We start from the raw sequence: 23921 nt of genomic DNA on the forward strand, positions 1-23921 counted from the left end.
TGTTTACAATTCGCATATGACTCAGAGCATGGTGACGGCAGCGGGCCCGCGTTGGTGACGACTGCCGGACGTGGGCGTGGTCCGCGGGTTCCCCAATTGCGGATCGCCGAGTATGTTGCTTCCGAGCTGCGTACCAGAATTCTCGCAGGTGATGAGGGGTTTCGTCTGCCCACCCAGGACCAGCTGGTGCAGGAGTTCGGGGTCAGCTACCCGTCGGTGCGGGAGGCTCTTCGTATTCTGGAGACAGAGGGGCTCGCGACTGTTCGGCGCGGAAACGTCGGCGGCGCGGAGGTGCATCGTCCCGACGGCACTTCCGCTGCCTACCACCTCGGATTGTCGCTGGAGGCGGCTCGGGTCACCCTCGACGACCTGGCGGACGGACTCCGCTCGTTGGAGCCCATGTGTGCGGCCGCGTGTGCCGAACGCCCCGACCGTGGTGAAACCGTTGTCCCCGAACTCGACGCAAACGTCGAGGAATCAGCGGCGCTCGTCGGTGACGGTGTCGCTTTCACGCACAAAGCACGTCAGTTTCACGATCTGATCGTCGCGCATACGCCTAACCTGACCACCCGCTACGTGGTGAGTACTTTGGTCGCTCTCTGGTCGGCGCAAGAGGAAGCGTGGGCAGAAGCCCTTACGCGTCGCGGAGAGTATCCCTCCGAAGGTGAGGCCAAGCATGCGGTCCGAGCGCACAAGCGAATTGCCCGTGAGATTGCGGCCGGACATGCCGCTGAAGCAAAGCGCCTGTACCGTACGCATCTCATCGCGACCCAAGAGGTGGTGCTCGAGCGCTTCGGCGACGGAGTTGTGAACGCGTCCCATGCGATGGCGAGATCCGCTCTGAAGAGCGGTCGCACGACGTTTATCTGACGGCCGACGTAATCTGCCGAACTCAGCCGGGCCATCGATCTCCGATCGATGGCCCGGCTGCGTGTCATCTCCTGGAAATGAAACTGACGAAGCTCCTCGACCGCCGAAATTAGTTGGCGGGAACCAGATTTCACATGCGTCTGTACTGGTCGAAGGATGGATCGATGAGGTGCGACGCCTGATCAGTCGACGCCACATAAAGCCGGTTGACCACCAAGCATTGCTATCCTTACTAGGATTACGGTAACGTCGGCACCGGGCGGTGGTCCGGATCACATTTCGGGCAAGTCAATCCAACGTCATGCAGAGCCAGATCAGCCAACGGGAGGTCTGCGTTGTCTCACGCACATGTTTCGCGCTATCAGAACGCGACATCGATGTCGCCGGCCGCGGGGGTGCACGTCGAACGGGTGACCGAGCCGAGTCGCTTGTTCGGTGCCAACGGAATTCGCACCGGACCCGACGGCCGCATCTATGTGGCGCAAGTGGCGGGGAGCACGATCAGCGCAGTCGACGTCGCGACCGGGTGCATCGATACCATTGCGGAGAAGGGTGGCGACATCGTCGGTCCTGACGACGTCGATTTCGTGGCCGATGGTTCGGTGGTCGCCACTGAGTACCTCGACGCCCGTGTGAGTGTGATGGCTCCCAGCGGTGCGGTGCGAGTGATACGCGACGATCTGCCGGGTGTCAACGGCATCACGGTCTATCGGGACCGTCTGTTCGTCAACGAGTGCCGGCCGGGCGGACGCCTGATGGAGTTGCCTCTGGACGGGAGCGCACCTCGTGTGCTCCAGGACAACGTGGCGATGCCGAATGCCATGGAGGTCGGACCGGACGGTCTTCTCTACTATCCCGTCATGGCGCTGAACGAGATCTGGCGCATCGATCCCAATGGTGGTGAACCGCAACGGGTTGCGAGCGGTCTGGGGGTTCCCGACTCGGTGAAATTCGACCCAGATGGTTTCATCATCTCGACCCAGGTCAACAGCGGTGAGGTGCTGCGAATCGATCCGCGAACCGGTGCACGTACCGTTCTTGCCCGGTTGGATGCAGGACTCGACAACTGCACGTTTGTCGGCGACCGTCTGTTCGTCTCGCACTTCTCTGGGGAGATTACCGAGGTGCTGGCAGGTGGGCGGACTCGGCCCCTCCTCCGAGGTGGGCTCCTGTGGCCGTTGGACCTGACCGTTGGTGCAGACGACACCCTCTACATCGCGGACGGAACGTTCTTATACGCCTTGCGTGACGGCGGACTGCAGACCGTCGCTTCACTGTTCAGTCCCCGAACACCTGGTTACGTCCGGGGACTCGCAGTAGTTGATCCAGGATGGTTCGTGAGCACCACGTCGAGCGGTGAGATCACCATGTTCCGCACAGGATTCGATGATGAACCCGCCGTTGTCGCAGACGGTTTCGATCAGCTCTACGGTATCGCGGTGACGAGCAAAGGGGCATTCGCATTCGCGGAGTTCGGTGCCGGGCGGGTGCTGTCGACCTCGCCCTCAGGGCCCACCCAAGTGCTGGCTGAGGGACTGGACGGACCGAAGGGCGTCGCGGTGGGGCCGGATGACACGGTCTTCGTATCGGAGTCCCGCGGTGGCCGTGTCGTCGCGATTGATGGGTCGGGCGTGGACGTCATTGTCGACGGGCTGGATTCCCCTCAGGGGTTGTTGCTTCGCGGGCGCCGCCTACTCATCGTCGACGCAGGTTTGAGGTCTCTGCTCGAGGTCGACCTGGACACCAAACAAGTGCAGCGACTCGTCGAGCACCTGCCGGTGGGGGTGCCGAATGGCGTTGTCGCCAAGCCGCTCAATGCAAGCCCGCCGTTCGCCGGTCCGATGGGTCCGTTCGCGGGGATTACCGCGGGTCGCGACGGCACGATCTACATCTCGGCGGATGCTGAGGGAAGCGTCGTTGCGGTCCACCGCGAAGAGCGGAACCCAGCATGAGCACAATAGATTTCGACCTGCACGATCGCGTTGTGATCGTTGCCGGTGCTGGCGGTGGTGGCATTGGCACTGCAGTGATGAGGCGGGTGGCGCAAGCGGGCGCCACGGTGATCGCGGTCAACCGCACGCTCGAGCACATGGTCGAGTACGCCGATGAACTCATCGCAGAAGGCCGCCAGGTCTACCCCGTGACCGCGGACGTATCCACCGAACCGGGGATCGCGAAAGTGATGCAGCGGGCAGCGGATGCGCGTGGCGAGTTGTATGGCCTCGTGAACGTGGCCGGCGGGGCCGCACCCGAGACGTGGATGCCTGCGATCCGGGTGTCACGCCAGGACTGGCGGGATCTTTTCACCGCCAACCTCGAAACGATGTTCTTCATGAGCCAGGCGGTTGCCGCTGAACTCCGGGGATCGTCGCGACCGGGATCGATTGTCTCTGTCTCGTCGATCAGTGGCATGAACACCGCGCCATTCCATATCGGATACGGAGCGGCCAAGGCCGCGATAGTTGCCGTAACCCGCACCCTCGCCCTCGAATTGGCCTCTGACGGTGTCAGGGTGAACGCCGTCGCGCCGGGTGTCACCGCGACCGCTGCGTCGGGAGCCTACGTCGATGTCGACGAAGTGCGCGATCGCCAGGCGATCGCCATGGGGCGAAGAGGTACCCCGGAGGAACAGGCGGACGCTATCGTGTTTCTCCTCTCCGGACTGTCCAGCTATGTCACCGGCCAGACGTTGCTGGTGGACGGCGGTCTGGATCTCCGGTGGACTCACGTCGGCGCAGACAACACCTCGGTGTTCCTCAAGGACGAGTCCTTCCGGGCAGCGATCACTCACTGAAACCACATGGCAAAGGAGCAACTCATGACCGGTACAGTCGATAACCTCGAGAACCAGGCGGACCAGGACGACGCCTTGGCTACTCCGAAAGTGATCGGTGTAGAGGCCTATATCTCCGAGGACTATGCCAAGGCCGAAGCAGACAAGTTGTGGTCGAGAGTGTGGCAGCAAGTGTGCCGCGTGGAGGAGATTCCGGCCGTCGGGGACTATCTGACGTACGAGATCATGGACGATTCCGTGATAGTCGTCCGGACAGGCCCGGATATGATCCGAGCACACCACAATGTGTGCGCGCATCGGGGTCGTCGCTTGATCGACACCCCACCGGGCGCCCATGATGCTCGCGGCAGCGGGAAGCAATTCGTATGTGGCTTCCACGGCTGGCGCTACGACCTGGAAGGTCGGAATACCTTCACGGCGGAGCGCGACGACTGGCCGTGCGGTCTCTCGGCAGCGAATGACGGCCTGGCTCGAGTCCAGGTCGACACCTGGGGGGGATGGGTCTGGATCAATCTAGATCCCGAATGTGAGTCCTTACGTGCGTATCTCGAGCCCGCAGCGAGCCTGCTCGAGCACTTCGAACTGGAGAAGATGCGGTATCGGTGGCGGCGGTGGCTTACCTTCGACTGCAACTGGAAGGTCGCATTTGAGGCCTTCATGGAGACCTATCACGTGCCCTACACCCACCCGGAGTTCATGAACTTCGGACGCTTTCTGGGTTGGGCGCGCGCGCAGGGGAAGCACTCTAACATCGGCTACGACGCACCGAAGGGCATGGAGGAAAACCAGGCCAAGGTCCGCATCGGTTTCGGCCCGGACGCCCGCGTGTCGACCGCTGCTCTGCAGAACTTCACGTGGGAGGAAGCCAACACCAACACCACCAGCACCTTGGTCGACGTGGCCAATCGCCTCGTCGACGAACTTCCGGAGGGCACCCCGGCTCCAGAAGTGTTGCGGTACTGGATCGACACAGCGCGGTCGGAGGACGAACTCCGCGGGGTGTTCTGGCCGAAGGTGGATCCGGATGTCGTTGCACGCGCCGGCACTGCATGGCAGATCTTCCCGAACTTCCAGATCGGGCACGCGCTCAACAACATGCTGTGCTATCGGTTCCGTCCGAACGGTCACGATCCAGACAGCTGCATCTTCGAAGCCGCGGTGTTCGAACTGTTCCCCGAAGGGCAAGAGCCCAAGACGGAATGGGAGTACACCCCCGTGGGTGACCCGAACTGGCGAAGCGTGCTGCCCCAGGACTTCGACAACATGGCAGCCGTGCAGCAAGGGATGAAGAGCCGCGGATTCACCGGACCGAAACCGAATCCCTACCGAGAACGCAGTGTCGTCAACCTCCACCACAACCTCGCCCGCTATATGGGTACCGGCGAACCGCGCGACCTGTCCTGACAGAGAGGTTCCTGAGGAAAGAAGCAAATGACCGATTGTGCACCAACGCAGACGCCCGAGATCGATCTCCCAGCGCTGCAGGAGAAATATCGCGAAGAGCGCGACAAGAGATTGCGGTCAGACGGCCAGGAACAGTATCTGGTTGCTGAGGGAGCCTTCGAACAGTTTCATCGCGATGACCCCTACACCGCAGTGGTTCCGCGAGATGCTCTCGACGATGATGTGCAGGTCGTAATTCTCGGCGGTGGCTGGGCGGGTCTCCTGGCCGGTGCGCGCCTTCTCGAGGCAGGCATCAAAGACTTCCGGATCGTCGAGCATGCCGGCGACTTCGGTGGAGTGTGGTATTGGAATCGCTATCCCGGAATCCAAGTCGATACGGACAGCTACCTCTACCTGCCGCTCCTGGAGGAGACGGGGTACATGCCGACCGAAAAGTACACCCACGGCGATGAGAACTTTCAGCACGCTCAGCGAATCGGCAAGCACTACAACCTGTACGAGCGTGCTGTATTCAGCACCCTCGTGACGTCGCTCGAATGGGATGAGGCCATTCAGCGGTGGCGGATCGGAACCAATCGCGACGACGATCTGCGCGCCCGGTTCGTCATCATGGCGCAGGGGCCGTTCAACAAGCCCAAGCTGCCGGGTATACCGGGAATCGAGACTTTCGATGGACATATGTTCCACAGCGCCCGTTGGGACTACGACTACACCGGTGGTGATCTGCATGGAGGCTTACACAAGCTCGCCGGTAAGAAGGTGGCCGTCATCGGAACTGGTTCAACGGGCGTGCAGATCATTCCGCATGTGGCCAGATCCGCGGACCATCTCTTCGTGTTCCAGCGCACGCCGTCGTTCGTGTACGAGCGAGGGGACATCCCTACCGATCCGGCCTGGGCCGACTCGGTCCAGCCAGGCTGGACCGAAATCCGCAAGCGGAACTTCCACAAGGCCTCTTTCGAGGCATTCGATCCGGGCGAAGAGGACCTGATCTGCGACGGTTGGACGGAGGTTGCCAGGAACCTCGAGGCGACCATCACCGCGACCGACTCCTGGCAGAGCCTCACCCCCGCTGAATTCATGCGACTGCGTGAGATCGAGGACTACCGGGCGATGGAACGGGTGCGAGGCCGTGTCGCCGAGGTCGTCACTGACCCACAGACAGCGGAGGCACTCAAACCCTTCTATAGGTTCCTCTGCAAGAGACCGTGTTTTAGTGACTCCTACCTGCCGACGTTCAACCGAGAGAACGTCAGTCTGATCGATGTGTCCAATACGAAGGGCGTCGAGCGAATCACCCGACGAGGCATCGTAGCCCACGGGGTCGAGCACGAGGTCGACTGCATCATCTTCGCCAGCGGATTCGAGATCACCACGGATCTGGATCGTCGGCTGTCGATCGCTCCCTTCACCGGACGCGGCGGCGTGTCGCTCTACGACCACTGGGCCGAGGGCTATCGCACGTTACACGGAATGACGACGAGCAACTTTCCGAATCTGTTCTTCACCGGCTTCTTACAGGGCGGTGTGACCGCGAGCATCACCGCGGTTTTCGATCAGCAAACGTCTCATATTGCGGCAGTCCTTGCCGAGGCGATCGGATCGGGCGTCATCGCAATCGAGCCCACCGCTCGAGCGGTCGACTCGTGGTGCCAGACCATCAAAGACGAAGCCGTCGACACCACATCATTCGCTCGCGAATGCACCCCGGGCTTCTACAACAACGAAGGTTCGGGCAACCTTCGTTCGCATCTCGGCGAACCGTACGGGCCAGGGTTCTATGCGTTCGGTGATCTGCTCACCGAGTGGCGTGCCAATGGAGAGATGCGCGGTATGGAGGTGCGGCATTGAACGGCGAGGGAAGGAGATACGTTGAGAGAATACAGATTCGATGACAGAGTAGCGGTCGTCACTGGGGCGGGACGTGGGCTCGGCCGAGCATATGCACTACTCCTTGCCGCACGGGGCGCCTCGGTTGTGGTCAACGACCCAGGATTCAGCCAACGCGGGGAGAACGCGGACAGTGCTCCAGCCGCGGATACCGTGGCGGCAATAATGTCAGCGGGGGGAAACGCAGTCGTATGTACCGAGTCAGTGGCCACAGAGTCTGGCGGACAGGCGATCGTGGAGACCGCACTTGAGAGTTATGGCCGCCTCGACATTGTCATCCACAATGCCGGCAACGTGCGGTACGGAAACCTTCGCGAACTGACGCACGACGACTTCGATGCGGTACTCGACGTCCACTTACGCGGAGCGTTCAATGTTGTACGACCGGCGTTTCCGGTGATGGCCGATGCGAATTATGGACGCGTCGTACTGACCTCATCGATCGGCGGTCTGTACGGGAACATCGGAGTAGCGAACTACGCGGCAGCAAAGGCCGGAATCATCGGTTTCTCCAACGTCATTGCCATCGAAGGCGCCGAGCAAGGTGTTCGGAGCAATGTCATCGTGCCGGCGGCAGTCACTCGTCTGTCCGAAGGCCGCGACACGTCGTCCTTCCCAGACATGGATCCCGAGTTGATCGCTCCCACCGTCGGTTGGCTCGCGCATGAGACTTGCTCGGTGAGCGGCGACATTCTGGTGGCGGTCGCGGGCCGCGTCGCACGCGCGTACGTCGCGGAGACCCGCGGGATCCACCGGCCCAAATGGTCGATCGAGGAGGTCGCGAGCGAGATCGACGCCATTCGAGACACCCGGGAACCGTGGCTGCTGGATCCAGTCCGCGACGGGCACAACGAACACCTGCGAAAAAGTTTCGCGCTAGCGACGGAGGCGATACACCATGTCGGTTAAGGTTTACGAGCGAATTCTCGACCTGTTCGAAGCCGAGGGCATCACCACGATGTTTGGCATTCCCGACCCGAACTTCGTGCACATGTTTCACCTCGCGGAAGAACGCGGGTGGAAGGTAGTCGCGCCGCATCACGAAGAAGCGGCAGGGTTCATGGCCGAAGCAGTGTCGCGAATGACCGGGACGGCTGCCGTGTGCATTGGCACGCTCGGTCCTGGAGTCGCCAATCTCGCCGGGGCCATGATGTGCGCGAAGGTCGAGAACTCGCCGGTCATCTTCCTCGGTGGCCAGCGCGCACGCATTACCGAGCAGCGGGTACGCCGCGGTCGTATCCAATTCGTCAAGCAAGCGGAACTGTTCGCCCCGTCGGTCAAGTACCACGCTAGCATCGAGTTCGCCGACCAGACCGATGAGATCATCCGGGAAGGTCTTCGCCGAGCGTTGTCGGGGACACCGGGGCCCGTGTACATCGAGTATCCGAAACACATCATCGAGGAGGACCTCGATGTGCCCGCACCGCTGCCGCCACATCGTTACCGACTGGTTGGGCAGACGGCGGGACAGAGTCTCATCGACGACGCCGTTGGCCACATACAGTCAGCGGTGCAGCCAATCCTGTTGGTCGGGCACGGCGTTCATACCGCACGAGCAGGCAAGGTCGTGCGTGAGTTGGCAGATGCGATGGCGTGCCCCATCATTCAGACATCCGGCGGTACGTCGTTCATACCCGGCCTCGAAGACCGGACCTTCGCCTACGGCTTCTCTCCCGCAGCGGTCGACGCCGTCGCCTCCTCAGATCTCTGCGTGGCCATCGGAACCGAACTGGGTGAACCGGTGCACTACGGCTCCGGGCGCCACTGGGCAGCCAAGGATGCCGACCGGAAATGGGTCCTGGTGGAACAGAACGCGGAGGCGATCGGAGTCAATCGGCCGATCGACGTGCCGTTGGTGGGGGATCTGCGAGCAGTCGTTCCGCAGTTGACCGATGGACTTCGCGACGCTCCCCGAACCGCCACTCCCGAGCTGTCCGAATGGGTGAAGGCCGACGCGGCGCGGCTGGCCGAGTTGGCCGAGACGGCACCGTCTGGAATGGTGCCCGTGCACCCGGCGCGTCTGGTTGTCGAGGCGACGAGAGCCTTTCCTGGCGACGGCATCATGGTCAGAGACGGCGGCGCCACAACGATATTCGGGTGGACATATTCGCAGGCCAAACCACGCGATGTCATTTGGAATCAGAACTTTGGGCATCTCGGGACCGGACTTCCGTACGCGGTGGGAGCGTCGGTTGCGGACGGCGCCAAACGTCCACTCATGTTGGTGACCGGTGACTCGTCGTTTCTGTTCCACATCGGTGAACTGGAGACAGCGGTGCGCTTGAATCTACCGTTAGTGTGTGTCGTCGCTGTCGACTATGCGTGGGGGCTCGAGGTCGGCGTCTACAAAGGGTTGTTCGGCCAAGGGTCTCTGGAGACGGGGACTCACTGGAGCTCAGAGACTCGACTGGACAAGGTCGCGGAAGGATTTGGCTGTCACGGGGAGTACGTCGAACGTGAGGAGGACATCGCACCCGCCATCAAGCGCGCGTATGCCAGTGGCAAACCTGCAGTAGTGCACGTGTCGGTCGATCCGAAAGCGAACAGCGAGGAGATGCCGAGTTACGCAGAGTTCAGGACCTGGTACGCGGAAGGAACTCAGTGATCATGCGCGAGTATCCAACGCTCTACATCGACGGAAAATGGATTGAACCGGTAGGCGGGGAGACCTTTGATGTTGTCAACCCCGCGACCGAGGAAGTCTGCGGGCGGGTTGCCTTCGGCGGTGCCGAAGACGTCAATCGGGCGGTTGCCGCAGCCAGACAAGCGTTCCCTGGGTGGTCGGCGACGTCCATTGCGCAGCGCGCCGATCTACTGCGGGCGATCGGTGTCGAGTACTCGAAAAGGCTCGGTGAACTGGCTGAGGCGTTGACGGAGGAGATGGGGGCTCCCGCATCGCTGGCGGGTGGATTCCAGGTCAACCTTGGTGCGGGTCATCTCGACACCGCGGTGTCGGTTCTTGAGGAGTTCGAGTTCGAGTATCGACTCGGCGACACGAGAGTGGTCAAGGAACCCATTGGGGTCTGCGGATTGATCACCCCGTGGAACTGGCCATTGAGTCTGATTGCAGTAAAGGTGTTTCCGGCGTTGGCAGCTGGTTGCACGATGGTGCTCAAGCCGTCGGAACAGGCCCCCTTCACCGGTCAGATCTTCGCCGAGATCCTCGATGCGGCCGGGGTTCCCGCCGGCGTGTTCAACCTGGTGCAGGGCGACGGTGAGAGAGTTGGTGTGCCCCTGTCGAGCCATCCAGACGTCGACATGGTGTCGTTCACTGGATCGACACGAGCCGGCATCGAGGTTGCGCGCAACGCGGCACCGACTGTCAAAAGGGTCACTCAGGAATTGGGAGGCAAGAGCGCCAACATCGTCCTCGACGATGACGAACTCGTCGCCAATGTCGGCGCCGCTGTCGCTACCATGATGAACAACTCAGGACAGACATGCAGCGCGCTGACCCGACTGCTGGTGCCCCGAGATCGAGAGACGGACGCCGTCAAAGCAGCCAGGGCTGCTGCCGAACAACTCACGATCGGCGACCCGACCGAGAACGTTCACCTGGGCCCTGTCGTGTCGGCTGCGCAATTCGACAAGGTGCAGAAGCTGATCAACACCGGGATCGACGAAGGGGCCACCGTTGTAGCCGGCGGCCCCGGCCGCCCTGAAGGTCTGAAGTCCGGATACTTCGTGAAACCCACGGTCTTCGCCGACGTCACCAACGACATGACCATTGCGAGAGAGGAGATCTTCGGGCCGGTCCTGACGATCATCGCTTACCACGACGTGGATCACGCGATCGAGATCGCCAATGACTCCGACTACGGACTCGCGGGCAATGTGGCCGGCCGAGACCTGGACCAGGCGCGCGATGTGGCGCGAAGAATCCGCGCCGGGTGGGTGACGATTAACGACGCGTTCGACTTCCGGAGTCCGTTCGGCGGATACCAGAAGAGCGGGAACGGTAGGGAGTGGGGCGAATTCGGCCTCGAGGACTATTTAGAAGTCAAGGCAATTCTCGGGTACGCGTCGTGACCGCGCATCGCGCGATCGCCGACCCTGCCCGCTCCGACTCTGGCGGTATGTGTTTCAACCTCACCGACGACCAGGAACTCATCCGCCGTTCGGTTGCGGATCTCAGTCAGAGATTCGACGATCAGTACTGGATGAACAAGGATCTTTCCCACGAGTTTCCAGGCGAGTTCTACACGGCAATCGCCGACGGTGGCTGGCTCGGCATCACGATCCCGGAGGAGTTCGGAGGCCATGGTTACGGCATCACCGAGGCGTCACTACTCGCCGAGGAGGTCGCGCGGTCGGGCGGTGGCATGAATGCGGCGACCGCCATCCATCTGTCGATCTTCGGCATGCAACCGGTTGTTCTGCACGGTTCTTCAGATCTCAAACGGAGAACGCTGCCCCAGATCGCGACCGGTGACATGCACGTCTGTTTCGGGGTGACAGAGCCGGGAGCGGGTCTCGATACCTCACGCATAACAACCACAGCGAAACGGCGAGGCGATCACTACGTGGTGAACGGCCGCAAGGTGTGGATCTCGAAAGCGCAGGAATCCGATAAGATTCTGCTTCTCACCAGAACCACGCCTCAGTCTGATGTCGAGAAGAAAACCGACGGCATGACGCTGTTCTTGACCGACCTGGATCGTTCCCACATCGATGTCCGTCCCATTAGAAAAATGGGACGCAACGCAGTAAGTTCCAACGAGCTGTTTATCGATGATCTGCCGATTCCCGTCGAAGATCGGGTCGGAGAGGAGGGAGAAGGGTTCCGCTACCTCCTCGACGGACTCAATCCCGAGCGAATGCTGATAGCAGCCGAGGCGCTCGGTCTGGGGCGAGCGGCCCTCGATCGAGCGGTCCGATACGCCGGCGAACGAGTGGTGTTCGATCGGCCCATCGGAATGAATCAGGGAATACAGTTTCCGCTCGCAGATTCGTTGGCGCGACTCGATGCCGCCGAACTGATCTTGCGAAAGGCCACCTGGCGCTACGATCAAGGGCTGTCCTGCGGCCGCGAAGCCAACACCGCCAAATACCTCTGCGCCGACGCGGGCTTCACCGCCGCCGACCGGGCACTGCAAACCCACGGTGGCATGGGGTATGCCGAGGAATACCACGTCGCTCGATACTTCCGCGAGGCCAGAGTCATGAAGATCGCGCCCGTCAGTCAGGAGATGATCCTGGCCTACCTCGGGTCCCACTGCCTCGGGCTGCCGCGGAGCTACTGATGTCGTCCCCCGCGCACGGTGAGTCAGGGTCGCCCAGGCGGACAGTGACCGTCGTACTCCGAGGACGAACCAAGACGGTTACGAACCACAATGGAGAGACCGTGTTGCAGAGCGTTCGCAGGGCAGGGATGGCGCCACCGTTCCACTGCGAGGCTGGTCACTGTGCGACGTGCGTCGCGCAACTGATAGACGGGAAGGTGGCACTCGTGCACAACGAGGCCCTCAGCGACGATGAGCTGGCCAGTGGGCTCATTCTCACGTGTCAGGCGGTACCAGAAAGCTGGACCGCGACAATCGAGTATCACTGAGATGGACAACTAGCCCCAGCGGACGGCGGCACGGCGTGACGGGTCGACGACCCGCGAGCTTCCGGGGGACGGTAGGTGGTCGTCGACGTCGCTAGTCTGTAGCTCTTTGGGAAGTTGTGAACGGCACTTCTATGGGGGTGGCTGAGCCGTCGTGTCAGTGCTGGCGGCAGGCCGTCAACGGCGAATCCTCAGCCACGCTGGCCCGAGCCCGCAGCATCGGAAAGACCATGGTCGAGGCTCTACGGGCGTCAGTGACCCGGCAGGCGTACTCGGACGCCATAGTCGACTGCCAGTCCTGATCGCAATAGGAGCGGCGATGAACTTTCCCACCGCCGCGCTACCCGCCGTCGCCACCGGTCTTCTGTCGAAGGTGCCTACCGGTCTCTGGATCCAGGGGCGCTCGATGCCGGCGGCTGACGGCGCGACGATTGCGGCTATTGACCCGTGCCACCGAGCACACGCTTGCACTGGTCGCCGACGCGTCGCCCACCGACGCCCAACGCGCACTCGATCGGGCCGCCCGGGTGGCGGCCGCGTGGGCGGACACCGGGCCCCGGGAGCGCGCGCCGAGATCCTGCGAGGGGCGTACGACATCATCGCCGAGCGGTTGGACGAGTTCGCGATGCTGATGACACTGGAACTCGGCCGAGCGCTTTCCGACAGTCTGGGCGAGGCACGGTACGGCGCCGAATTCCTCCGATGGTTCGCCGAAGAGGCGGTCCGGACCGATGGCCGCTTCACTCGATCGCCATCGGGCAACTGCAGCATCCTCGTCACCCACCAGCCGGTCGGCGTATGTCTGGCCACCACCCCGTGGAACTTCCCGCTCGCGATGGGTACGCGCAAGATTGGTCCTGCCCTGGCGGCCGGCAACACCATGATCATCAAACCCGCTCAGGAGCCCCCGCTGACGATGTTGGCGCTGGCATCGGTGTTCGCCGATGCCGGCCTGCCTGCCGATGTGCTCGCCGTCCTGCCGACTAGTGACGCCGGCGGCGTGTCCAGCGCACTCATCGAGGACGAGCGGGTCAGGAAGATCAGTTTCACCAGGTCGACGCCGGTAGGCCGTACGCTGATCGCCCAAGCTGCCGACCGCGTTCAGCGAACGTCCATGGAGCTCGGCGGCAACGCTCCCTTCATCGTGTTCGACGACGCCGACATTGACGCCGCCGTCGAGGGTGCCTTCTCCGCGAAGATGCGTAACGGCGGGCAAGCTCGCACCGCAGCCAACCGTATCCTTGTTCACGCGACGATCGCAGAAGAGTTCACCAGCAAGCTCGTAGAGAAGATGGCTCAGATCGCGCAGGGAGCCGGGTACGAACCGGCGACGACACTTGGTCCGCTCGTTAGCCGGGCCCAATGCGATCACGTCGCCGACATCGTGAGTGGTGCGGTGCGAGCCGGTGGACGAATTCGACTCGGCGGAACGATCGAACCCGCACCGGGTTTCTTCTTTCCCGCAACCGTAATCGACCAAGTCCCTGCCGATGCCGCTGTCGATCGGGAAGAGGTCTTCGGGCCGGTTGGGCTGATCAGTGTCTTCGACACTGAGAACCAAGCGCTCTCGGTGGCCAACGCTACCGAATACGGACTCGCTGCGTACTTCTATAGCCGAGATCTCAACCGTTGCATGCGTGCTTCCCAACTACTCGACGCCGGGATGATCGGCGTGAACCGGGGAGTCATCTCCGATGTCGCTGCACCTTTCGGCGGTGTGAAGAAGTCCGGCCTGGGCGGAGAAGGCGGCACCGAGGGCATCGCTGAGGACCTTACGACCAAGTACGTGGCCCTGCCCTGACCAGTCTCTCCAGTCCTGATTCCCGCGATACGACGAAACGAGGATCACGATGGGGCACAGTTGTTCCGGCTGGAGAGGTCTATGGGCAGACGTGCGCGTCGGCGAAGCCGTCGGTAACGTTCGAGGATGGACCGCACTGGATCGATCGTGCCCTCACACTCCACATATGAATGACTGCCGTCGGTGTTCTTGACGGCGTTGGGCGCCACGAAGCCAGTCCGGGGACACGCCCGGATCTGCCACCGTGGAGGGCAGGTGAGCGCCTACTCGGCTACCCCGCCACGGACAGGCAGCAGGGGAAGGGAGGGGTGTGATGCTGTGGCGAGCTCCCCCGGCCCTTCCCTGTGCGAGCGTTCTCTCGTTGGGTGTGGCAACTCAGAGCAACCTGCGCGATCTGCTGCGCCGGCTACCAGTCCCGGTGTGTGCACGCCGAGCCGATGGGCGCCCAGCACTGGCAGTGTGCCGCCCCCACGCGACTGACGGTCCACCTCGCGATAAACGAGGGCGACGACGACCACGTGGTCGTGCAATGGCTGCAACCGGTCGCCGATGACGAGTACTCGCAGGCTCCAGGCGTCTGACGCCATCACCCACCGACGACGACGTCAGTCTCGGGGCACCGGGTCGGTGGCGGCCGGTGTGACCGCGCGACCTCCGTACGGTCCGCGCGTCGGTGCTCCGTGACAAGGCCAGATACAGCGCCAGCAGGATCGGGCCGGAGATGCCGAACAGCCAGAGCGACGTGATGAGCGCCAACCGTGTTCGAATCGTCCGAAGCACCCGGGGAACACGGCAACTGAAGCGGGACATGTGCTCAGGAGGTCTGGGCCGACGATGGGTGCGCGCCGGCGACCGTGCGCAGCCGGTATCCGCGGCCGATCGCGGTGTGCAACAGCTGTTCCTCGTCGCCGACGGTCAGCTTGCGACGCAACGTCCCCACCGTCACGCGGACCGTCTGGGTGAACGGATCGGCGTGTTCGTCCCACACGTGCCAGCACCAGGTCTGGACCTCCGACCGAGCGGTGCGTGCGCGGTATGCCGAGGCGGCCGCGCGCCGCCACGCCGCGGTGCATGACGCGATCGCGGCGACCGACTCGGACCACCTCGCGGTCAGCGGGGTCGGCAGCGATGACGTTTCTGTTCCCGCTCGGGCTGCTCGTCCCGCTGCCGGGATTCGCGCTGGCACTCCCCTACGGCGTCATGGTGCGTCGGCGGCAGCGGTATGCGGTGCGATTCGCGTCCCTGCCGTTGCTCGACAGCGTCATCCCCGAACGGCCCCGCTGGCGCCGGCACCTGCCGGCGCTGCTCCTGCTCGTCGCGCTCGCGCTGACCGGCCTGGCGGTCGCCCGGCCCGAGGTCCCGATCCGCGTGCCGTACGAACGGGCCACCATCATGGTCGCGATCGACACCTCGGACTCGATGCACGCCCAGGACGTGAGCCCGGACAGGTTGACCGCCGCGCTCGACGCGGCGCGCGCTTTCATCGGCGAGCTTCCCGACACCTTCAACATCGGGGTGGTCACCTTCGCCGGCACCACCGTCGTCGTCCATCCCCCCGAGACCGATCACGAAGCGGCACAACGCAGTCTGTCCTCGGTGACGACAGGCCCGCAAACCGCCATCGGCGAGGGTGTGCTGACCTCGCTCGACCAGGTGCGCACCGTCGTCCGGCAAGACCCTGCCGAGCGGCGAACGCGACTTCGGGTCCGACCCGCCGTCCCCGCCGGAGCAACCCGCTCGCGAGCCGCGGAGCCGGGCGGCCGCTTTGCTCGTTGCGTGTCTGCTCGTGGGGAGCGTCGCCGGCGCCGGCGCTGGGCTGGTGGCCGGACAGGTGGGTTCCAGCGGTGCGCTGTTCGCCGGCGCGGAGAGATCGGCGGGAACCCTCGACGCACAGCAGGCCGCGGACGACCTGTTGCCGAGCGTCGTGCAGATCCGGTACGGTCCGTCCCGCGGTTCCGGGTTCGCCCTCGACGACGACGGCCACACCCTCAGCAACGCGCACATGGTGGACGGTGGCGGGCCCGTGGCCGTGGCGACCTCGGACGGGCGGACCATGCCCGCGCGTGTCGTCGGCGTCGATCGTCCGACCGACGTCGGGGTGGGTGCGTATCGACGGGCAGAGTCCGCCGGCGGCAACGTTCGGCCTCAGTTCCTCCCTGCGGCCCGGTCAGCCGGTCATCGCGATCGGAGCGCCTAGGGGGCTCTCGAGCACGGTGACCGCGGGCATCATCAGCTCCGCCGACCGCAATGCACGGATCGGACCGCCCGGCAGCGTGGAGCGCCGGATGCTGCAGACCGAGCATTGATCAACCCCGGCAACTCCGGTGGGCCGCTGGCCAACCTGGACGGCGAGGTGGTCGGGATGAACACCGCGATCGCCACCGTCGGCGGTCGGGAGTCGGGATACATCGGCATCGGTTTCGCGGTACTCATCGACGTCGCCACCGCCGAGGCGCGGCGCATCGTCCGGGACAACTGACCGGTCGCGCACTGTGCAAGACCGCGAGACCGGCCGTCTACTCGTGGCTTGTCGTGGAGAAGAACTGGTGTACTGCGGCTTCGTCGCCGTCGATCTGCAGTAGCCCGGCGGCGGTGGCGTCGACGAGGCTGAGTGCACCGGCCGCGACTCCGAGGATGAACGCGGGCTCGGCGCTTACGACTGCGTCGAGGGCCCGCCCGTCGCGATGTTCGACCAGGAAGTGCTGTGGAGTGGCTCGCAGTTGGAACATCGGGCCGCCGACGTCGAGGCCGATTGCGGCAGTCGGCCGGTGCGCTAGCCGAGCATGCAGCAGAGCGGGGATAACGAGACAACCCCTCGGGTCGGAAGGCATCGTCGCCGGGGCCCTCGGATCATGAGGGGAGTGGACCAGCGGATCAGGCTGGCGATGGGCTCGCGCCGCTCGGATCCCCAGGATGTGAGCGAGTATTCGACGGCGTTGTCGCCGGTGACCGGACGGCGCTCGATCACGCCGGTGGACTCCAGTGCGCGGAGCCGGTCGGCGAGCTTGTTCGTGGCGACGCCAGGAAGACCATCGGCGAGATCGCGGTACCGGCTGGGTGCGATGAGCAGCTGGCGGACGATGAGCAAGATTCCAACGGTCGCCGACTATTTCGAGTGAGCGAGCGAGTCCGCAGAACTGGCCGTAGGTGCGCACATGACCTCATTGAGCCATTTGACTTTTACAAGCTCACTTGCGGACGTCAAGTGTCGTGCGGAAGTCGGGCTTGTCGCTCCTCGATGTCCCGATCGCACGATTCCACGCCCTCGGCGACGCGCCGTACTCGCGCGTAGCGATTTGACTCGTAAGAATCACAGCGTCGAACCACCCCGCACGTCCCGGATCGCCACTGAGCTGGGCCGCTGCGCTGTACCGTACCTGCGGACCTTCAACCGCACGACGACGACGTGAATGGAGCCGGTGTTGTTTTCTCGTATCGCCATCGTGAACCGAGGTGAGGCCGCGATGCGGCTCATCCACGCCGTTCGGGGACTGTCGGAGGAGACCGGGCAACCCATCGAGGTCATCGCGCTGCACACCGACGTGGACCGCAATGCCTCGTTCGTGCGTGAGGCGGACGTCGCCTACGACCTCGGGCCCGCGGCGTCCCGTCCGTACCTGAACATGAAGGTGCTCGAACACGCACTGCTGGAGACCGGTGCCGACGCGGCATGGGTCGGCTGGGGCTTCGTGGCCGAGGACCCGCTGTTCGCCGAACTCTGCGACCGGATCGGCGTCACCTTCGTCGGGCCGTCGGCCGAGGCGATGCGCAAGCTGGGCGACAAGATCGGCGCGAAGCTGATCGCCGAAGAGGTGGGCGTGCCCGTTGCGGCGTGGAGCCGCGGTGGTGTGGACACCCTCGACGAGGCCGTGGCCGCGGCCGCCCAGATCGGCTACCCGCTGATGCTGAAGGCGACCGCCGGCGGTGGTGGCCGCGGGATCCGCAAGGTCGCCAGCGACGCCGATCTCCGTGACGCCTACACCCGCACGCGCGAGGAGGCCGAGCGCGCCTTCGGCAGTGGCGTGGTGTTCCTGGAACGACTCGTCACCGGCGCGCGCCACGTGGAGGTCCAGGTCATCGCCGACGGCCAGGGCACCGCGTGGGCGCTGGGCGTCCGCGACTGCTCGGTCCAGCGACGGAATCAGAAGATCATCGAGGAATCCGCGTCGCCGGTCCTGCCCGCCGACCGGGTCGCCGAACTCAAGGCGTCGGCGGAGCGGCTCGCCGTCGCCGTGGGTTACCGGGGCGCGGCCACCGTCGAGTTCCTCTACCACCCGGGCGAGAACCTGCTCGCGTTCCTCGAGGTCAACACCCGTCTGCAGGTGGAACACCCCATCACCGAGGCGACGACCGGCTTCGACCTGGTCCGTGGACAGCTGCACGTGGCGTCGGGTGGCCGGCTCGAGGGCGAGCCCCCGGTCGAGCGCGGGCATGCCATCGAAGCCCGTCTGAACGCCGAGGACCCCGACCGCGACTTCGCCCCCGCGCCCGGCCGGATCGACCTGCTCGAGCTGCCCGCCGGACCCGGCATCCGCGTCGACACCGGCGTCAGCGAGGGTGACACCATCCCCGCCGATTTCGACTCGATGATCGCCAAGATCATCGCCTACGGACGCAACCGCGACGAGGCACTCGGCCGCCTTCGACGGGCCATGCGCGAGACCCGCGTGATCATCGCCGGCGGCGCGACCAACAAGAGCTTCGTGCTGGAGCTGCTCGCGCAGCCGCAGGTCATCGACGGCAGTGCGGACACCGGCTGGATCGACCGTGTGCGCGCCGAGGGCGGCCTCGTCGCCAACCGGCACTCGGCGATCGCGCTGATCGCCGCCGCCATCGACGCCTACGAGGAAGAAGAACGCGTCGAGCGGCAGCGGCTGATGTCGACGGCCTCGGGCGGTCGCCCGCAGGTGCAGCACGACAGCGGACGTCCGCTCGACCTGAAGCTGCGCGGCGTCGCGTATCGCGTTGGGGTCGGGGCGATCGGCGCGCATCGTTTCCGCGTGACCATCGAGGCGCCGGGCGAGATCCGCACCGCCGATGTCGACCTCGAACGCTTCGACGAGCACGCCGCGCAGCTCGTGGTCAACCGGGTGCGCTACCGCCTGCTCACCGACACCCACGGGCCGATCCACCTCGTCGACGTGGACGGCGTGACCCACCGCGTCAGCCGTGACGAGGGCGGCGTGGTGCGCTCGCCCGCGCCGGCGCTCGTCGTCGCGACGCCGCTACAGGCCGGCGACGAGGTCGACGCGGGCGCCCCCATCCTCGTGCTGGAGAGCATGAAGATGGAGACCGTCCTGCGCGCGCCGGTGCGGTCGCGCGTCAAGGAGTGCGCGGTGTCGGTCGGCACCCAGGTGGAGACGGGCGCGACCCTGATGCGCCTCGAACCGCTCGCCGACGACGAGGACGACGCCGTCGAGGAGGTGGCCGTCGACGCCGTCGACCTGGAGCTGCCTGCCGAGCTCGAGGTCGATCCCACCGAACGCACCACCCGCAGTCAGGAAGACCTCCGCAGCCAGTTGCTCGGCTTCGACGTCGACCCGAACCACCGGATGCGCCTGCTCGACGAGTACCTCGCCGTCCGGCGCGCCGCGTTCGACAGCGGCCGTCGTCCGCTGGCCGACGAGCTCGAACTGGTGACGGTGTTCGCCGACCTGGCCGAGCTGAGCCAGAACCGGCCGTCGAGTCATGAGGTCGGTGTCGAGCACGTGCACAGCGCGCGCGAGAACTTCCACACCTACCTGCAGAGTCTCGACGTCGAACGCGACGGGCTGCCCGCGGCGTTCCACGACCAGCTGAGCCGCGCGCTCAGCCACTACGGCGTGACCGACCTCGAGCGCACCCCGGAGCTCGAGGCCGCGGTGTTCCGGATCTTCCTCGCGCTGCAGAACCCGAACGACTCGGCCGCGGTGATCAGCTCGCTGCTGTTGGAATGGCTCGACGAGCCGACCCCGCGCGACGAGCTGCGCGACGCGGTGGGCACCGCCCTCGACCGCCTCGTCGCCGCCACCCAGGTCCGCTTCCCGGCCGTCGCCGACCTCGCCCGCGGCGTCATCTACGCCTGGTACGGCCAGCCGCTGCTGCTGCGCGACCGCGCGCGCGTCTACAGCAACGTACGCAAGCAGCTGAAATACCTCGACGAGAATCCCGACGCCGCCGACCGTACGAGCCGCATCGACGACATGGTGCGCAGCACCGAACCGCTCGTCCGGCTTCTCGGTCAGCGCATCGAGCGGCACGCGGACAACACCGTCATGCTCGAGGTGCTGACCCGGCGTTACTACGGCAACCGGGGTCTGTCCGACATCCGTATCCGCGAGGTCGGCGGCGCGACATTTGTGGTCGCCGAGCGCGACGCGGGCAACATCGCTTCGGCCGCAGTCGGTTTCGATGCGCTGCCCGCCGCCATCGGCGGACTCGCCGAGCTCGCGCGCGACACCGCCGCCGTCGACGCGGACATCTATCTCGCCTGGGAGCAGCAGCCCGAGGACTTCGACGTCCTCGCCGGGACGCTGCACGACATCGTCGCCACCAGTTCGCTTCCGCCGCAGGTGCACCGCGTCACCATCACGGTCGCCGGCAGTGCCGATGCGCGGATGCATCACCACGTGACCTTCCGGCCGTCGGCGACGGGTATGGCCGAGGAACGCCTGATCCGCGGACTGCACCCCTACATCGCGCAGCGCATGCAGATGGAACGGCTCCGCAAGTTCGACCTCACCAGACTGCCGTCGTCGGACGACGAAGAGGTCTACCTCTTCCGTTGTGTCGCACGGGAGAACGCGTCGGACCGCCGTCTCGTCGCCTTCGCGCAGGTCCGAGACCTTACCGCACTGCGCGACCAGGACGGCCGGTTGCTGACGCTGCCGACCGCCGAAGCCGCCCTGGCGTCATGCGTCGACTCCATCCGGCGTGCGCAGCGCGGCTCCACAAATCTGTCGAGCGCCAACCGGATCATCATGTACGTGTGGCCGCCGATCGACGCCGACGCCGACATCCTGGATCTGATCGCCGATCACATCAGCGGCACGACGCAGGGCGTCGGGCTCGAAGAGGTCCAGCTCATCGCACGTCGTCGTGACCGCGACACCGGTGAGCTGAGCAAGGTCTCGGTGCACTTCTCGGTCAACCCCACCGGCGGGTTCGACGTCCGGGTCGTCGACCCGACCGACGAGCCGATCGAACCGGTCGACGAGTACCGCCAGAAGGTGCTGCGGGCAGCCAAGCGCAACACCGTCTACCCGTACGAATTGGCCGCCATCCTGGGCGATTTCACCGAGTACGACCTCGACGCCGAGCAGCGTCTGGTGCCGGTCGACCGCCCCAAGGGGCGCAATTCGGCCGCACTCGTCGCCGGTGTGGTCACCACGCCGACCGAGAAGTACCCGCGCGGCGTCACCCGCGTGGTCCTGCTCGGCGACCCGACGAAATCGCTGGGCGCGCTGGCGGAACCGGAGTGCAGTCGGCTGGTGGCGGCGCTCGACCTCGCCGAGCAGATGCAGGTCCCGCTCGAGTGGTACGCACTCTCGTCGGGTGCACGGATCTCCATGGATTCCGGTACGGAGAACATGGACTGGATCGCCCGAGCGCTGAAGCGGATCGTCGAGTTCACGCAGGACGGTGGTGAGATCAACATCGTCGTGGCCGGTATCAACGTGGGCGGGCAACCGTACTGGAACGCCGAGGCGACGATGCTCATGCACACCAAGGGCATCCTCGTGATGACACCGGAGTCGGCGATGGTGCTCACCGGCAAGCAGTCGCTGGACTTCTCCGGCGGTGTGTCGGCGGAGGACAACTTCGGCATCGGCGGTTACGACCGCGTCATGGGCCCCAACGGCCAGGCGCAGTACTGGGCGCCGAATCTCGGTGCGGCACGCGATCTCCTGATGGCCCACTACGAGCACACCTACGTGATGCCGGGCGAGCAGACCCCGCGTCGCGCGATCACGAGCGACCCGGTGGACCGCGACATCTCCGACTACCCGCACGTCCTGGCGGGCAGCGACTTCACCACGGTCGGGCAGATCTTCTCGGCGGCCACCAACCCGGATCGCAAGAAGCCGTTCGACATCCGCACGGTGATCCGCGCCGTCGCCGACCAGGACCACCCGGTCCTGGAGCGCTGGGCGGGGATGGCCGACGCGGAGACCGCGGTCGTGTGCGATGTCCACATGGGCGGAATCCCGGTGTGCCTGTTGGGTATCGAATCCCGGGAGGTGCCGCGCCGGGGTTACACCCCCACGGACGGTCCGGACACCTACACGGCCGGCACGCTGTTCCCGCAGTCGTCGAAGAAGGCGGCGCGGGCGATCAACGTGGCCAGCGGCAACCGGCCGCTCGTGGTGCTGGCGAACCTGTCCGGGTTCGACGGGTCACCGGAGTCGTTGCGCAAGCTGCAGCTGGAGTACGGCGCGGAGATCGGCCGGGCCATCGTGAACTTCGAGGGCCCCATCGTGTTCTGCGTGATCTCGCGCTACCACGGTGGTGCATTCGTGGTGTTCTCGAAGGCCCTGAATCCCAACATGACCGTGCTCGCGATCGACGGCTCGTTCGCGTCGGTGCTCGGCGGTGCCCCCGCGGCAGCGGTGGTCTTCGCCGGCGACGTGGCCAAACGGGTGAGTGCCGACGCACGGGTGCGTGAACTGGAGGCGGAGACCGCACAGGCCACCGGCCCGGACCGTTCACGGCTCAACGCCGAACTGGCCGACCTGCGTCAGTCGGTGCGCGCGGAGAAGATCAGCGAGATCGCCGCGGAGTTCGACGCGGTGCACAGCATCCGCCGCGCCGTCGAGGTCGGTTCGGTCGACGCGGTCATCCAGGCCGACGAGCTCCGGCCCCAGATCATCGGCGCGATCGAGAAGTCGCCGGCGTGGGGTCGGCAGGACTCGCAGGTGGCCAGCTCGTAGCGCCCGCGCGCCTTGATCCGAAAGAGCCTGTTTGTGCTAGGAGCGAGCCCAACTACTGCTCCCTGAGGAGGCCGGAGCTTGCGGAGGCCGTCACGAAGGGTCTTCGCAACTCGCCTCGGGAAGACCCTTCGTGACGCGCCCTCCGCAAGCTCCGGGCGCTCCTCAGGGAGCGGGGGGGCAGGTCGTTCTTTCGGATCAGGGAGCAGAGACGCCGCGCTCGACGATCTCCTTGATCGCGGCGAGGGTGACCGGGATCCCCGACAACGCGGCATCGCGGCGCTGATCGAGCTGGGTGTCGGCGTCGTCGCCGTATCGCTGAGCGAACAGCTCGAAGCCGGCCGGTTGGACCGCCCAGGACTCGGTCAGCGTCGCGCCGTCGCCGTTGGGGGCGATCGTGTACGACCAGCGGACGGCGTTCTCGTTCACCATCCAGGCGAACTCCCGGGGTTCATCCGCGACGACGACCAGCGAGCGGGTCTCCCACACGCGTTCGGGGGTTTCGTTGCGGCCGTGGAAGTGGGCGCCGGCCTCGGGTCCGGTCGCCGGCTCCTCCCACCAGCAGGCCTTGCAGATCGGACTCCACTCGCCGGTGCGCGCGATGTCGGTCACCACGTCCCAGACCTGCTGCGGCGTGGCGTCGATGCGGATGGACTCGGAGCGGGTGAATCGAGCACTGCGTTCGGTGTCGCTGGTCGTCATGGGTCC

General features: G+C 65.0%; 18 protein-coding genes and 2 pseudogenes. 16 read left to right on the forward strand and 4 right to left on the reverse strand.

The features are described 5' to 3' along the window. Positions 1–96 precede the first annotated feature (96 nt). The 12 genes and pseudogenes from ACFVHY_RS14850 to ACFVHY_RS14905 all read left to right on the forward strand — a co-directional run bounded on the left by ACFVHY_RS14850 (position 97) and on the right by ACFVHY_RS14905 (position 14888). Positions 97–870 carry a FadR/GntR family transcriptional regulator gene (locus ACFVHY_RS14850; RefSeq protein ID WP_390273047.1) on the forward strand — a complete coding sequence of 258 codons (774 nt, stop codon included), beginning with the start codon at positions 97–99 and terminating at the stop codon, positions 868–870. Between the two features lie 377 nt (positions 871–1247). Then, positions 1248–2822 carry an SMP-30/gluconolactonase/LRE family protein gene (locus tag ACFVHY_RS14855; protein ID WP_390273239.1) on the forward strand — a complete coding sequence of 525 codons (1575 nt, stop codon included), beginning with the start codon at positions 1248–1250 and terminating at the stop codon, positions 2820–2822. After that, positions 2819–3664, forward strand: coding sequence for an SDR family NAD(P)-dependent oxidoreductase (locus ACFVHY_RS14860; protein ID WP_390273050.1), 846 nt, complete (start codon positions 2819–2821; stop codon positions 3662–3664). The genes ACFVHY_RS14855 and ACFVHY_RS14860 overlap by 4 nt, the downstream gene beginning before the upstream one ends. A gap of 24 nt (positions 3665–3688) precedes the next feature. After that, entirely contained in the window at positions 3689–5068 is a 1380-nt protein-coding gene (locus ACFVHY_RS14865) for an SRPBCC family protein (protein ID WP_390273053.1), read from the forward strand. 27 nt (positions 5069–5095) lie between these two features. Next, a complete protein-coding gene (locus tag ACFVHY_RS14870) occupies positions 5096–6919 on the forward strand; it encodes a flavin-containing monooxygenase (RefSeq protein ID WP_390273056.1) in 1824 nt (607 codons plus the stop codon). Between the two features lie 21 nt (positions 6920–6940). Continuing rightward, on the forward strand, positions 6941–7867 hold the full coding sequence (locus ACFVHY_RS14875) for an SDR family NAD(P)-dependent oxidoreductase (RefSeq protein WP_390273059.1): 927 nt from the start codon (positions 6941–6943) through the stop codon (positions 7865–7867). Then, the gene (locus ACFVHY_RS14880; protein ID WP_390273062.1) at positions 7857–9563 is read left to right on the forward strand and encodes a thiamine pyrophosphate-binding protein; all 1707 of its coding nucleotides are present in this window, start codon (positions 7857–7859) and stop codon (positions 9561–9563) included. Before ACFVHY_RS14875 ends, ACFVHY_RS14880 begins: the two co-directional genes overlap by 11 nt. Before the next feature lie 2 nt (positions 9564–9565). After that, complete coding sequence (locus tag ACFVHY_RS14885; RefSeq protein ID WP_390273066.1) at positions 9566–10987, forward strand: aldehyde dehydrogenase family protein; 1422 nt, start codon at positions 9566–9568, stop codon at positions 10985–10987. 47 nt (positions 10988–11034) lie between these two features. Beyond that, positions 11035–12201 carry an acyl-CoA dehydrogenase family protein gene (locus ACFVHY_RS14890; RefSeq protein ID WP_390273242.1) on the forward strand — a complete coding sequence of 389 codons (1167 nt, stop codon included), beginning with the start codon at positions 11035–11037 and terminating at the stop codon, positions 12199–12201. Further along, entirely contained in the window at positions 12201–12509 is a 309-nt protein-coding gene (locus tag ACFVHY_RS14895; protein ID WP_390273068.1) for a 2Fe-2S iron-sulfur cluster-binding protein, read from the forward strand. Before ACFVHY_RS14890 ends, ACFVHY_RS14895 begins: the two co-directional genes overlap by 1 nt. A gap of 316 nt (positions 12510–12825) precedes the next feature. Then, positions 12826–14307 (forward strand): annotated as a pseudogene (locus tag ACFVHY_RS14900) (NAD-dependent succinate-semialdehyde dehydrogenase). Between the two features lie 365 nt (positions 14308–14672). After that, positions 14673–14888 carry a hypothetical protein gene (locus ACFVHY_RS14905; protein ID WP_390273071.1) on the forward strand — a complete coding sequence of 72 codons (216 nt, stop codon included), beginning with the start codon at positions 14673–14675 and terminating at the stop codon, positions 14886–14888. Between the two features lie 233 nt (positions 14889–15121). Here the strand turns inward: ACFVHY_RS14905 and ACFVHY_RS14910 are convergent, their stop codons facing one another. Further along, the gene (locus ACFVHY_RS14910) at positions 15122–15295 is read right to left on the reverse strand and encodes a helix-turn-helix domain-containing protein (RefSeq protein WP_390273073.1); all 174 of its coding nucleotides are present in this window, start codon (positions 15293–15295) and stop codon (positions 15122–15124) included. Positions 15296–15726: 431 nt separating this feature from the next. On the opposite strand from ACFVHY_RS14910, the pseudogene ACFVHY_RS14915 reads away from it, so the two are divergent. The 3 genes and pseudogenes from ACFVHY_RS14915 to ACFVHY_RS14925 all read left to right on the forward strand — a co-directional run. Beyond that, positions 15727–15897: pseudogene (locus ACFVHY_RS14915) on the forward strand (VWA domain-containing protein); the annotation flags it as partial. 196 nt (positions 15898–16093) lie between these two features. Beyond that, entirely contained in the window at positions 16094–16504 is a 411-nt protein-coding gene (locus ACFVHY_RS14920) for a trypsin-like peptidase domain-containing protein (protein WP_390273076.1), read from the forward strand. Between the two features lie 105 nt (positions 16505–16609). Continuing rightward, on the forward strand, positions 16610–16786 hold the full coding sequence (locus ACFVHY_RS14925; RefSeq protein WP_390273080.1) for a trypsin-like serine protease: 177 nt from the start codon (positions 16610–16612) through the stop codon (positions 16784–16786). Positions 16787–16823: 37 nt separating this feature from the next. Here the strand turns inward: ACFVHY_RS14925 and ACFVHY_RS14930 are convergent, their stop codons facing one another. Both ACFVHY_RS14930 and ACFVHY_RS14935 read right to left on the reverse strand, forming a co-directional pair. Then, the gene (locus ACFVHY_RS14930; protein WP_390273083.1) at positions 16824–17036 is read right to left on the reverse strand and encodes a hypothetical protein; all 213 of its coding nucleotides are present in this window, start codon (positions 17034–17036) and stop codon (positions 16824–16826) included. A 44-nt stretch (positions 17037–17080) separates the two neighbouring features. Then, on the reverse strand, positions 17081–17395 hold the full coding sequence (locus tag ACFVHY_RS14935) for a winged helix-turn-helix transcriptional regulator (protein ID WP_390273086.1): 315 nt from the start codon (positions 17393–17395) through the stop codon (positions 17081–17083). A 334-nt stretch (positions 17396–17729) separates the two neighbouring features. On the opposite strand from ACFVHY_RS14935, the gene ACFVHY_RS14940 reads away from it, so the two are divergent. After that, entirely contained in the window at positions 17730–23216 is a 5487-nt protein-coding gene (locus ACFVHY_RS14940) for a carboxyl transferase domain-containing protein (RefSeq protein ID WP_390273245.1), read from the forward strand. 195 nt (positions 23217–23411) lie between these two features. Here the strand turns inward: ACFVHY_RS14940 and ACFVHY_RS14945 are convergent, their stop codons facing one another. Continuing rightward, positions 23412–23915: an SRPBCC family protein gene (locus ACFVHY_RS14945; protein WP_390273089.1), complete on the reverse strand. Its 504-nt coding sequence runs from the start codon at positions 23913–23915 to the stop codon at positions 23412–23414. Positions 23916–23921: the final 6 nt, after the last annotated feature.

Source organism: Gordonia sp. NPDC127522 (assembly GCF_042672305.1).
Classification (GTDB): Bacteria; Actinomycetota; Actinomycetes; order Mycobacteriales; family Mycobacteriaceae; genus Gordonia; species Gordonia hongkongensis.